The following is a 12,320-nucleotide window of genomic DNA, read 5'->3' on the forward strand; positions in this document are numbered from 1 at the left end:
GGATCAGCTCCCGCTTCCGTAGGCGGCCGCCGCGTCCTTCTCCAGCCGCGCCTGGGCGCCCGCGACGTCGGCGGGGTTCCTCAGGAAGTCCTGGAGGTCCTTCCACTCGCCCTTGCCGGGGGTGCCGCCGAAGGCCTGGGGGGCCTGGTCGGACATGTCGAAGCGGAAGTCGTCGCCCGACGCGACCAGCGCCTTGGCGATCTTCTGCTGCACCGCGTTCGGGTACGCCGACACCGGCACGTTCTTGTTCGGGGAGAGGTACCCGCCGAGCTTCGCCTGGATCGTGGCCGCGTCCGGGGAGGCCAGGAAGGTGGCCAGGGCCTGCGCCGCCTTGGAGTCCTTCAGGATCACCGCCGCGTCACCGCCGGAGACCACCGGCGCGGTGGAGCCGACGGCCGGGAACGGGAACACCTTCGCGTCCGTGCCCACCTTCGCCTTGGTCTCACCGATGTTGACCTGCACGAAGTCGCCCTCGTACACCATCGCCGACTTCGGCTGGTCGCCCCCGGTGAAGGTCTGGGTGACCGACTGGGGGAACTCCGTCTGGAGGGCGCCGCTCTGGCCGCCCGCCAGGTAGTCCTTCTTGCCCCAGATCTGCGCCAGGGTGGTCAGCGCCCGCTTCACGGACGGATCCGTCCACTTGATCTTGTGCTGGGCGAGCTGGTCGTACTTCTCCGGGCCCGCCTGCGACAGGTAGACGTTCTCGAACCAGTCGGTCAGCGGCCAGCCGTCCGCACCCGCCACCGAGAACGGCGTGACCCCCGAGTCGTACACCGCCCGGGACGCCGTCAGCAGGTCCTGCCAGGTCTTCGGCTCCTTGGCGCCCGCGTTGCCGAACGCGGTGGCGTTGTACCAGATCAGCGACTTGTTGGCCGCCTTGTAGTAGACGCCGTACGGCTTGCCGCCGACCGAGCCGATGTCCTGCCAGCCCTGCGAGTAGTTCTTCCGCAGCTCCTTGAGGGCGTCCGCGCCCAGCGGCTTGGCCCAGCCCTTCTGCACGGCCTGCCGGATCGCACCGGGCTGCGGCAGCATCGCGACGTCCGGCGGCTGACCGCCCGCGATCTTCGAGCCGAGGAAGTTGATGATCGGATCCTGCGCGGGCACGAAGGTCACCTTCGCGCCCGTCCGCTTCTCGAACTCGGCAAGGACCCGCTTGAAGTTCTTCTGCTCCTGGCCGGTCCAGACGGCGGCGATCTCCAGGTTCGCGCCGTCCAGCTTCGGCAGGGTGACGGTGGAGCCGGTGGCGGTGCCGGTCTCCCCTCCGCTGCCCTTCTTGTCGTTGTCACCGCCGGAGCAGGCGGTGAGCGTGAGGGCCCCCGTCAGCAGTGCGGCCAGCGCGGTGGTGGTGCCGTGGATCCGGACGGTGCTGCTCTTGCTGCGCATCAATGCCCCGTTCGTCGTTCTCCGTTGAACGTCGGTGCCAAGGAGTGCTCTTGACCGTCATAAGACTGTCCCGTGCGCTCCGGTGTACGCCGGGCCGCTCGGGACGGGCAAGAGCGCCTGCCGTGTCGACCCGCTCATCGTGACCGGCTCGTGACCAGCGGCGTACGCACCACGCTCGCGGCTACAGCAGCGAAGGCACCTCCGCCGCCGAGACCTCCCGGGCCGCCCGCTCCACCGCGCTCGCCAGCAGGGCCAGGTCCGTCGGCCCGTTGCCCAGCTCCCGCACCGGCCGGCGGGCCGGCGGATCACCCGTGCGCTGCCAGTCCAGCGCGACCACCGTCGGCCGCTGCGTCGCCGTCCGCGGGATGCGGCCCGTCACCCGACCGCCCTGGAAGCCGACGGTCCGCCCGTCCGCGTACGCCACCCGGCCCCGGCCCGGCGCCGGCTGCTCCGGCCCCGCCTGCGGCGCGTCCAGCGCGACCCGCAGGGTCGCCCGGCGCGCCGGTTCCGACTCCGCCGTACGGCCACCGGTCCCGGCCGCCGCCACCAGGTGCACACCGAGCCGCTCACCCTCCCGGGCCACCGCCTCCAGCGCCCGGATCACCGACCCGGCGGCCGGCCGGCCGGGCGAGCCGAGCGGGGGAGCGACCAGGGCGTCCAGGTCGTCCACGACCACCACCAGCCGGGGCAGCGCCACCACCCCGGAGCGCCGCGCCGCCGCACCGGGCCGCAGCCGCAGCGTGGAGCTGGACGGGCTCTCGATGTCCCCGGAGGTGTCGGCGGAGACGGCGGCGGTGTCACCGGCGGCCCGGGCGCGGTGCGCGCCGCGGTCTTCGGCGGACCCGGGACGGTGGGCGGCCGGGTCACCGCCGCCCGGACCGCGCCGCGCGGTGACCGGCGCGGCGTCCGCGCGGGCCGGCGCGCGCTGGCTGACCAGCCGCCCCGACACCTCCCGGCCCGTGTGCCACCGGGCGAACTCCGACCGGCCCAGCAGCTCCGCCCGCCGCTTCAGCTCGGCGGCCAGCGCCTGCGCGAACTCCCGCATGCGCACGGGGTCGTTGGCGATGAGGTGCGTGGTGACGTGCGGGATCTCGGTGCAGGCCCGCAGGCCCTCACCGCGCCCGGCGCCGGTACCGGTCCCGTCCCGGCCGTCGAGCAGCACCACCGCCAGCCGGTCCGGCCGCTCGGCGGCGGCCAGCGACGCCACCACGGCCCGCAGCAGCTCGGTGCGGCCGCTGCCGTCCGGCCCCTCGATCAGCAGGTGCGGTCCGTCGGTCACCAGGTCCACGCCGACCGGCCCGTGCGGTCCCGCGCCCAGCACCGCCCGTGCCCGCCCGCCCGGCGAACCGGTGTCGTCGACCGCGTCCGCCCAGCGCGCCATCAGGGAGGCGGGGGTGGCCCGCGCCAGGCCCAGCTCGTCCAGCAGCCGGGCCGACTGCGGCAGCGGCACGGCCACGCGCGCCTGCCCCTCACCGGCCGGCCCGTCCGGCCGCAGGGGCGCCAGCGCCCGCGCGAACCGCTCCGCCCAGGCGGCGGAGACGGCGTCGACACCGGCCAGGGTGCCGGGACCGACGGGGCCGCTCGGCGCGACCCGCAGCAGGTGCAGCGCGGCGGCGACGTCACCGCCGAGCAGGGCCACGGCACCGCAGTGCCGGAACGTCGGTGTCACCGCGCAGGCGTCCTCGTACGTCCGGGTCACCGGGGAGGCGGGGGAGGCCGGTTCGGTCTCGGCGAGACACACCACGTGTATCCCGGCCCGCGGCCCGGCGGCGGCCAGCCGCGCGAGGGAGTCCCGCAGCGCCGACCCGCCGGGGTCACCGTCCACCACGACGACGGTGTACGGCCCCGGGAACCCGCCGACGCCGTCCAGCCCGGCCCCGTCCTGGGCCCACGACGGGCGGCGCCCGCCGGTGCCCTGGGGAGGGACGGCGGCGGCCGGCGCGGCCCCCGCGGGCGGTATGGACCCGCCGTGCGGATCGCCGGGCGTGCCGTACGGCGGTGTCCCGCCCAGGGTGCCGGGCGCCGCGGCGGTCGCGGGACGCGCCGGCCCGGGGTGGGCGGCGGTCCGGCCGGTCGCCGCGTGGTCCTCCACCCGGCGCAGCAGCTCCTCCGTGCGGGCCGCCGCCTGCTCGCGGTCGTAGGCCAGCAGCAGCCGGCAGTCCTGCCCGTGACCCGGCCGGACGTGCGGCAGCCAGCCCAGCCACGCCCACTCGGCCGTGCGGTCGGCCACCGGACGGGACCGGTCGGCGCTGATCAGCACGATCTCCAGCAGATCGGGGGAGTGCAGGGCGGCGAGCTGGGCCAGCACCGCGCGGGCCAGACCGGACAGCCGGGGGCGCGGACCGGCGAGCCCGAGCGCCCCCGCCTCGCGCAGCGCGGCGGTCACCGGCACGGCGGGCAGCAGACCCGAGCCGTCGGGCGCGCTCCGGTCGGCCGTGCCGAGCCGCACGGTCAGCGCCTCGGGGTGACCCGGCCCGCGCTCCCACAGGCGGGGGCCCGGACCGAGCGCGGTCAGCAGCAGGGCGGCCGGGTCCGGCCATGTCTCCGGCCGCTGCGGGGCGCCGGGCGCCGGGGCCGTGTCCGGGCCGGTCTCCGTGCCGGCGGCGGAGGTCTCCGGCCCGTCCGGCTGTTCCGCGCGCCCGCCGGCCAGCCGCCGGGCCCAGGCGCCGAGGCCACGCCGCCGGGCGCCCGGCGCGGCCGTACCGCCGTCCGGAGCCCCGGCCGGGCTCCCCGGTCCGCCGACGCCGAGACGCCCGGCGTGCGTGTCCCCACCGGAGACCGCGCCGCCCGCGCCGCCCATGCCCACCGCGCCGACCGAGGGCGAGGCACCCGCGCCGGGGGCCCCGGCCCGCTCGGCCGGGCCCGCGCCCGCCGACGGGACGTGCCCGCCGGGAGCAGCGGCTCCCGGCGACACCTCCCACGCGGGGGACGCGGACGGGGACGGCGGGGACGGCGGGGACGGCGGGAACACGGACCCCGGTCCCGACGCATCCGCCCCCGCGGGGCCCTCACCGGCGGTCCCGCCCACGGCGACCCGCACGCACCCCTCCCCGTCGGGCACCGCGGGCAGCCGCGGCGTGGAATCCGCCTCCGACGGAGCGACCCGCAGCGCCGACTCCCCGATCCGCAGCAGCCCCCCGGCGGGGACCCGCACCGGCTGTTCGCCCACCCGGGCGCCGTCGAGCGACGTGCCGTTCGTGGAGCCGAGGTCGGCGACCGAGACGCGGCCGTCCGCCCCGACGGTGACCGCGCAGTGCAGCCGGGAGACGTCCGGGTCGTCCAGCGGGACGTCCGCCTCGGCGGAGCGGCCGACGGTGATCCGGCCGCCGTGCAGCAGGTGGACGCCGCCCGCGTCGGGCCCGGCGACCACGTGCAGCTGGGTGGGGGCGTCGGCCGGCTCCGGGTGCGGTTCGGGGACGGCGGGCGCGCCGAGGGAGAGCACGGCGCCGTCGACCAGCGGCGGCTCGCCGAGCGTGGCGCGCCGCGGATCCAGCCGCTCGGTGCCCGCGTGGAGGACGACGGCCGCGCCACCGCCGTCGCGGCCGGGCCCGTTCTCCCCGGTGACCGCCCCGGCCAGCGCGGAGAGGACCGCGGCCAGCTCCGTGCCCGCGGGCGCGGTGACCAGCACGTCACGGCTCGCGGCGCGGCCCCGCTGCGGGGAAGGGCCCAGCGGATCTACGACGGTCAGCCGGATCTGCATCGGCGTCAGCGGTCCCTTCTGCGCGGGTCGGCGCGGGCGCGGACTTCCCCCCACCCCGCGCGAGCACGTCGGCCAGTAACTGCTGGAGGCATCCTCGCACCTGCCACCGACAGCGCGCCCCGGACCCGGTGAGAAGTGATCTTGATTGGTCGGCTCTGCCCCCAAAAGTGCCTGACGGCCGGTGCACTGGTGATCAGTTGAGATCGGTCACGTCCACCCGCGGCAACCACCGGACCGGACCCGGCGTCTTTCCTTCGAACATGCCCGGGAACGCGTACGTAGTGCCCTGAAGGGCCGCACTACAGTGGTCCGGGACACCGGAACGCAGGCGAGCGACAGCGAGCCACAGCAAGCAGCAGGGAGCGCGTGACGTGCGGCCAGTCGGCAGCAAGTACCTGCTTGAGGAGCCGCTCGGACGCGGCGCCACAGGCACCGTCTGGCGTGCCCGCCAGCGCGAGACCGCGGGCGCCGAGGCGGCCGTGCCCGGCCAGCCCGGGGAGACCGTCGCGATCAAGGTCCTCAAGGAGGAGCTGGCGAGCGACCCCGACATCGTGATGCGCTTCCTGCGCGAGCGCTCCGTCCTGCTGCGGCTCACCCACCCGAACATCGTCCGGGTCCGCGACCTGGTCGTCGAGGGCGACCTGCTGGCCCTCGTCATGGACCTCGTCGACGGTCCCGACCTGCACCGCTACCTGCGCGCGAACGGCCCCTTCACGCCGGTCGCCGCCGCGCTGCTGACCGCCCAGATCGCCGACGCGCTCGCCGCGAGCCACGCCGACGGGGTCGTCCACCGCGACCTGAAGCCCGCGAACGTCCTGCTCAAGCAGGACGCGGGGCAGATGCACCCGATGCTGACCGACTTCGGCATCGCCCGCCTCGCCGACTCCCCGGGCCTGACCCGGACCCACGAGTTCGTCGGCACGCCCGCGTACGTGGCGCCGGAGTCCGCCGAGGGCCGCCCGCAGACCTCCGCCGTCGACGTCTACGGCGCCGGCATCCTGCTGTACGAGCTGGTCACCGGCCGTCCGCCGTTCGGCGGCGGCACCGCGCTCGAGGTCCTGCACCAGCACCTGAGCGCCGAGCCGCGCCGCCCGTCCACCGTCCCCGACCCGCTGTGGACGGTCATCGAGCGCTGCCTGCGCAAGAACCCCGCCGAACGGCCCAGCGCGGAGAACCTCGCGCGCGGGCTGCGGGTGGTCGCCGAGGGCGTCGGGGTGCACGCGAACGCCGCGCGGATCGCCGCCGCCGAGGGGGTCGGCGCGCTGCTGGCCCCCGACCCGGACCCGGCGACCGTCCCGGGCGTGCCCGGCGCCGCCGACCCCACCCAGGTGCTGCCGATGAACGGGCCGCAGGGGGCGTACGACCCGAACGCCGTGACCGGGGTGCTGCCGCACACCGGCGGCCCGGCGGGCGCCGCCGACCCGACGGCCGTCCTGCCGAGCACCGGCGCCGCGGACCCGACGGCAGTGCTGCCGCCCGTCCCCCCGGGGCAGTACGACGGGCAGGACCCGTACGGTCAGCAAGGTCAGCAGGGGCAGCCCGACCAGCAGCACCCCTGGCAGACGCAGCTGCGGGCCGCCCGCGACCGCAACGACCAGACGCAGGTCCAGTACCTCGGACCGGACGAGGACCCGCTGCGCCGCCGCCCCCAGCGGCAGGTGGCCCGGCCCCAGCAGCAGCCGCGCCCGGCCCCGCAGCCCCGCCCGCAGCAGCCGCAGCCGCGCGGCGGCCGGCGCGGGCAGGGCGGTCCGGGGGGCCAGGGCGGACCCGGTGGACCGGGAGCCGGGTACGGCTACCCGCAGCAGCAGCCCCAGCGCTACGCCACGCCGCAGCCCCAGCAGCCGCAGGCGTACGCGCCGCCGGCCCCGCCCGAGCCGCGCCGGCCCGCGCGCGAGCCCCGGCCGCCGCGGCAGCGCGGCGCCAACCCGATGAAGATCCCCGGCCTTGGTTGCCTGAAGGGCTGCCTCTTCACGATCGTCATCCTGGTCGTGGCGAGCTGGCTGGTCTGGGAGCTGACCCCGCTGCACACCTGGGTCGGCCAGGGCCGCGGGTACTGGCACGAGGTGAGCCACTGGGTCGGCCAGGTGAGCGGCTGGGTGAAGGACCTGAGCGGCTCCTCCGGCGGCGGAAACTGATCACCGAGTCTGGAGATTTGTCGATATCCGCCGGGTGATTTCCGTCTCCGCGGTGAAGGTTGGCTCGCCGGACGCGTAGTTTTAACGACAACACGCGTCTGTAGGAGCAGCCTTGGCACGGAAGATCGGCAGCCGGTACACCGCCCACCAGATCCTGGGGCGGGGCAGCGCCGGCACGGTGTGGCTGGGCGAGGGACCGGAAGGCCCCGTCGCCGTCAAGCTGCTGCGCGAGGACCTCGCCTCCGACCAGGAGCTCGTCGGACGCTTCGTCCAGGAGCGGACCGCGCTGCTCGGCCTGGAGCACCCGCACATCGTCACCGTGCGGGATCTCGTGGTCGACGGCAACGACCTGGCCCTGGTCATGGACCTCGTGCGCGGCACCGACCTGCGCACCCGCCTGGAACGGGAGCGGCGGCTCGCCCCCGAGGCGGCCGTGGCGATCGTCGCGGACGTCGCCGACGCCCTAGCGGCGGCCCACGCGGCCGGGATCGTCCACCGCGACGTCAAGCCCGAGAACGTCCTGCTCGACATGCAGGGCCCGCTGGGACCGGGCGGCGCCCACCCCGCCCTGCTCACCGACTTCGGCGTCGCCAAGCTGATCGACTCGCCGAAGCGGACCCGCGCCACGAAGATCATCGGCACCCCGGACTACCTCGCCCCCGAGATCGTCGAGGGCCTGCCGCCCCGGGCCGCCGTGGACATCTACGCGCTGGCGACCGTCCTGTACGAACTGCTGGCCGGCTTCACGCCCTTCGGCGGCGGTCACCCGGGCGCCGTGCTGCGGCGCCACGTCACCGAGACCGTCGTACCCCTGCCCGGCATCCCCGAGGAGCTGTGGCAGCTGCTGGTGCAGTGCCTGGCCAAGGCGCCCGCCTCCCGGCTGCGCGCCTCGGAGCTGGCGGCCCGGCTGCGCGAGCAGCTGCCGACCCTGGCCGGGATCCCGCCGCTCGACGTGGACGAGCCGGACCCGGCCGACGAGGAGACGGCGGAACCGGTGCCGGCGGCCCCCGGCGCGCCCGAGCCGGCCCGGCGCAAGGGCGCCGTGCCCCTGGTCCCCGGCGCCCGGCCGGACTCCAACCGCGACACGCACACCTCGATGCGGGTGCCCGCGCCCGACGAGCTGGCCGGCGGGGCCCACGGTACCGCGCGCGTCCCCCGCCCGGCCGGCGCGCCCCGGCCGGGCTCGGCACGGCACCGCGCCGCCGTGCGCCGGCGCCGGATCACGCTGGGCGTGGCCGGCGCGGCCCTGGCGGCCGTCGTGGGCGCCGGCGTGTGGCTGGCCTCGGCCGACGGGGACGACCCGCCGTCCCGGCCCACCCACAGCACGCCGGCCCCCTGACCCCGCGGGGCCCCGGCTCCCCGCGCCGCCGCCCGCCCGCCGCCCGCGTCCCGCCCCGCCGGGCGGGACGCGGGCGGGACCGCTTGCCGCAGCCGTTACGCTGGAGGCGTGGCAGTCGTCGATGTATCCGAAGAGCTGAAGTCCCTCTCCTCGACCATGGAGTCGATCGAGGCCGTCCTGGACCTCGATACGATGAGGGCACAAATCGCCGTGCTCGAGGAGCAGGCGGCGGCCCCGTCCCTGTGGGACAACCCGGACGAGGCGCAGAAGGTCACCAGCAAGCTGTCCCACCTCCAGGCCGAGGTCAGGAAGGCCGAGGCGCTGCGCGGCCGGATCGACGACCTCGCGGTCCTCTTCGAGATGGCCGAGGAGGAGGACGACCCGGACACCCGCGCCGAGGCCGAGTCCGAGCTGGTCTCGGTGCGCAAGGCGCTGGACGAGATGGAGGTCCGCACCCTCCTGTCCGGCGAGTACGACGCCCGTGAGGCACTGGTCAACATCCGCGCCGAAGCCGGTGGCGTCGACGCCGCCGACTTCGCCGAGAAGCTCCAGCGCATGTACCTGCGCTGGGCCGAGCAGCGCGGCTACAAGACCGAGATCTACGAGACGTCGTACGCGGAGGAGGCCGGCATCAAGTCGACCACCTTCGCCGTGCAGGCGCCGTACGCCTACGGCACGCTCTCCGTCGAGCAGGGCACGCACCGCCTGGTGCGCATCTCGCCGTACGACAACCAGGGCCGCCGCCAGACCTCCTTCGCGGGCGTCGAGATCCTGCCGGTGGTCGAGCAGACCGACCACATCGAGATCGACGAGTCCGAACTGCGGGTGGACGTCTACCGCTCCTCCGGCCCCGGCGGCCAGGGCGTGAACACCACCGACTCCGCGGTGCGCCTCACCCACCTGCCCACCGGCATCGTCGTCTCCTGCCAGAACGAGCGGTCGCAGATCCAGAACAAGGCGACCGCGATGAACGTCCTCCAGGCCAAGCTGCTCGAGCGGCGCCGCCAGGAGGAGCAGGAGAAGATGAACGCCCTCAAGGGCGACGGCGGCAACTCCTGGGGCAACCAGATGCGTTCGTACGTGCTGCACCCCTACCAGATGGTCAAGGACCTGCGCACCGAGCACGAGGTGGGCAACCCCGAGGCCGTCTTCAACGGCGAGATCGACGGCTTCCTGGAGGCCGGGATTCGCTGGCGCAAGCAGCAGGAGAAGTAAGTTTGTCGACAAGACAACTGCCGCCCACGGGGCGGCAGTTGTCTTTTGTCTGGGTTTTACATCACACTCACAGGCGCCATCTCCCCCCAAACGCCACCCCCGTGGACATCGCGCCCGCAACGGCCTTGACGTTGCTTTGAAAAATCGGAAGGGTGAGCCGCGGCATGCGTACGGTCTGGGGCGCATGTGAACCGGGGGAATGAGTTGACGCGGTCTTCGTCACCGGCTGCCTCCGTCGATCACGGCCTTGCCCCACACGCCGCCTCATTGACGATCAGCTACTGGGGGTAGCAATCACATGACGAAGAAGACGCGGATCCGGGTCGCGCGGATAGCCGCCGGCGCCGTGATCGCGGCCGGGGCGTCGCTGACCGCCGCCGGCGCGGCGTCCGCCCTGGACCTCGACGTCCAGGCCGGCCCGATCAGCCTGGGCGTGAGCGGTGTCGGCGCCTCCGACGGCGGCACCGACGGCGGCACCGACGGCGGTGACTGCCCGATCGGCATCTGCACCGACGGCGGGACCACCGACGGCGGTACGACGGACGGCGGTACGACGGACGGCGGCACCACCACCGACGGCGGGACCGACACCACCGGCGGGGCCGTCAGCGGCGGCACCGACACCTCCGGCGGAGGCGCCGACGGCGGCAGCACCGTCACCTCCGGCGGATCGACGGACGGCGGCTCGGCCGACGGCGGCTCGACCGACGGTGGCAGCACCGACGGCGGCACCGTCACGTCCGGCGGCTCGACCGACGGCGGCACCAGCACCGACGGCGGCAACGGCAACGGTGGCGGCAACGGCACCAGCGGCACGTCCGGCGGCACCGGCGGCACGTCCGGCGGCGACAGCGGCACGGGTGGTTCCGGCACCTCCGGCGGTTCCGACACCTCCGGCGGCTCGACCGACGGCGGCTCCGGGAGCACGGGCGGCTCGGGCAGCACGGGCGGGTCGGGCAGCACCGGCGGCTCCGGTGGTTCGAGCACCACCGGCGGCTCCGGTGACAGCGGCAGCGGCACCGGTGGCAACCACACCACCCCCGAGGGCGGCAACAACGACGTCCCGCAGGACGAGGGCTCCTCGACGCTCACCGACACCGGCTCCGACACCACCGTCCAGGGCGGTGACAAGCAGCTCGCCGAGACCGGTGCCGGCCAGACCGCGTTCCTGCTCGTCGGTGCCGCGACGATGATCGCCGGCGGTATCGGCTTCCGTGTCCTGCCGCGTCTGGCCGGCGGTCGCGGCGGCGCCGCCGCCTGACGGTAGCCGCGCGGACACCCAGCGCACACACGTGAGGGCCCGGAGCCAGGAGCTCCGGGCCCTCACGACGCTTCCGCGTCCTCCGCGCCCCTCCCGCACCGCGCCCCCGCCGGACGCTCCCGCGGGGTCCTACGCGGTCTGGTGCGCCAGCAGCGCCACCGCGGCGATCAGCACCGCCAGCAGCGCGATCAGCGCCATCGGGTTCAACCCCGCGAGGAAGCCCTCCTGCTGGAGACGCTCGCGGTTGGCTCGGCACACCGGGCACCGGCCCTCGCTCACGGGCGCCGCACAGTTCGCGCACACCAACCGGTCGTACGTCATGCGCTCGCCCTCCTTGCACCGGCCATCACATGTACAACGCTCACGGGAACGCGAACGTTCCCCTGCGTTCCCCATCCACTGTGCCAGGTTCCCGCGCGGCGTGCGCGGGGCCCCCGGAAGCGGGCGCTGACAGGGGCGTGCGGGAGGTGCGCGGGCGGTCGGCCGGTACAAAAACGTACAACTCTTGCCCAACCTCAGCCCGCGACTGCACTTGCGCACCGGGTTCGCGTATGGTCACGCTCATCTACCCCCGGCGACCCGTGGTGCATCCGTGATCCGATTCGACAACGTCTCCAAGGTCTACCCCAAGCAGACCCGCCCCGCACTCAGGGATGTCTCCCTGGAGGTGGAGAAGGGCGAGTTCGTCTTCCTGGTGGGGTCCTCCGGCTCCGGCAAGTCGACCTTCCTGCGGCTCGTCCTGCGCGAGGAGCGGTGCAGCCACGGCCAGGTGCACGTGCTGGGCAAGGACCTCGCGCGCCTGTCCAACTGGAAGGTGCCGCAGATGCGCCGCCAGCTGGGCACCGTCTTCCAGGACTTCCGGCTGCTGCCCAACAAGACGGTCGCGGAGAACGTGGCCTTCGCGCAGGAGGTCATCGGCAAGTCGCGCGGCGAGATCCGCAAGTCCGTGCCGCAGGTGCTCGACCTCGTCGGGCTCGGCGGCAAGGAGGACCGCAGGCCGGGCGAGCTGTCCGGCGGTGAGCAGCAGCGCGTGGCCATCGCGCGCGCGTTCGTCAACCGGCCGAAGCTGCTGATCGCCGACGAACCCACCGGCAACCTCGACCCGCAGACCTCCGTCGGCATCATGAAGCTGCTCGACCGGATCAACCGGACGGGCACCACCGTCATCATGGCGACGCACGACCAGAACATCGTGGACCAGATGCGCAAGCGCGTCATCGAGCTGGAGAAGGGCCGCCTCGTCCGCGACCAGGCCCGCGGCGTCTACGGCTACCAGCACTGACCGCC

8 protein-coding genes are annotated in these 12,320 nt (G+C 75.0%); 5 read left to right on the top strand and 3 right to left on the bottom strand.

Translation table 11 applies throughout. The annotated features are described in order from the left end of the window. Positions 1-3 precede the first annotated feature (3 nt). Together ACIQVT_RS31320 and ACIQVT_RS31325 are read right to left on the bottom strand one after the other, a co-directional pair. On the bottom strand, positions 4-1,383 hold the full coding sequence (locus tag ACIQVT_RS31320; RefSeq protein ID WP_403761807.1) for an ABC transporter substrate-binding protein: 1,380 nt from the start codon (positions 1,381-1,383) through the stop codon (positions 4-6). A 181-nt stretch (positions 1,384-1,564) separates the two neighbouring features. Then, on the bottom strand, positions 1,565-5,083 hold the full coding sequence (locus ACIQVT_RS31325) for an FHA domain-containing protein (RefSeq protein ID WP_403761810.1): 3,519 nt from the start codon (positions 5,081-5,083) through the stop codon (positions 1,565-1,567). A 371-nt stretch (positions 5,084-5,454) separates the two neighbouring features. On the opposite strand from ACIQVT_RS31325, the gene ACIQVT_RS31330 reads away from it, so the two are divergent. From ACIQVT_RS31330 to ACIQVT_RS31345, 4 genes are all read left to right on the top strand, one after another. Then, positions 5,455-7,218 (top strand): serine/threonine-protein kinase, encoded by a 1,764-nt coding sequence (locus ACIQVT_RS31330; protein WP_403761813.1) that lies wholly within the window; start codon positions 5,455-5,457, stop codon positions 7,216-7,218. A gap of 112 nt (positions 7,219-7,330) precedes the next feature. Continuing rightward, the gene (locus ACIQVT_RS31335; RefSeq protein ID WP_403761817.1) at positions 7,331-8,557 is read left to right on the top strand and encodes a serine/threonine-protein kinase; all 1,227 of its coding nucleotides are present in this window, start codon (positions 7,331-7,333) and stop codon (positions 8,555-8,557) included. 108 nt (positions 8,558-8,665) lie between these two features. Continuing rightward, entirely contained in the window at positions 8,666-9,772 is a 1,107-nt protein-coding gene (prfB, locus tag ACIQVT_RS31340; protein ID WP_403761820.1) for a peptide chain release factor 2, read from the top strand. Positions 9,773-10,070: 298 nt separating this feature from the next. Next, positions 10,071-11,033: a hypothetical protein gene (locus ACIQVT_RS31345; protein WP_403761822.1), complete on the top strand. Its 963-nt coding sequence runs from the start codon at positions 10,071-10,073 to the stop codon at positions 11,031-11,033. Positions 11,034-11,162: 129 nt separating this feature from the next. Here the strand turns inward: ACIQVT_RS31345 and ACIQVT_RS31350 are convergent, their stop codons facing one another. Then, complete coding sequence (locus ACIQVT_RS31350) at positions 11,163-11,354, bottom strand: hypothetical protein (protein WP_100826534.1); 192 nt, start codon at positions 11,352-11,354, stop codon at positions 11,163-11,165. 271 nt (positions 11,355-11,625) lie between these two features. Here ACIQVT_RS31350 and ftsE point away from each other — a divergent pair, with 271 nt between their 5' ends. Beyond that, on the top strand, positions 11,626-12,315 hold the full coding sequence (ftsE, locus tag ACIQVT_RS31355; protein ID WP_020940379.1) for a cell division ATP-binding protein FtsE: 690 nt from the start codon (positions 11,626-11,628) through the stop codon (positions 12,313-12,315). The last annotated feature ends 5 nt before the right edge of the window (positions 12,316-12,320 follow it).

It is taken from the genome of Streptomyces sp. NPDC100445, from assembly GCF_044759735.1.
Taxonomy (GTDB): domain Bacteria; phylum Actinomycetota; class Actinomycetes; order Streptomycetales; family Streptomycetaceae; genus Streptomyces.

What these genes read in the sequence shown, in the direction of transcription:
- ACIQVT_RS31325 (WP_403761810.1), bottom strand. Translation starts at nt 5,083, where the DNA reads ATGCAGATCCGGCTGACCGTCGTAGATCCGCTGGGCCCTTCCCCGCAG.
- ACIQVT_RS31345 (WP_403761822.1), top strand. Translation starts at nt 10,071, where the DNA reads ATGACGAAGAAGACGCGGATCCGGGTCGCGCGGATAGCCGCCGGCGCC.
- ACIQVT_RS31320 (WP_403761807.1), bottom strand. Translation starts at nt 1,383, where the DNA reads ATGCGCAGCAAGAGCAGCACCGTCCGGATCCACGGCACCACCACCGCG.
- ACIQVT_RS31350 (WP_100826534.1), bottom strand. Translation starts at nt 11,354, where the DNA reads ATGACGTACGACCGGTTGGTGTGCGCGAACTGTGCGGCGCCCGTGAGC.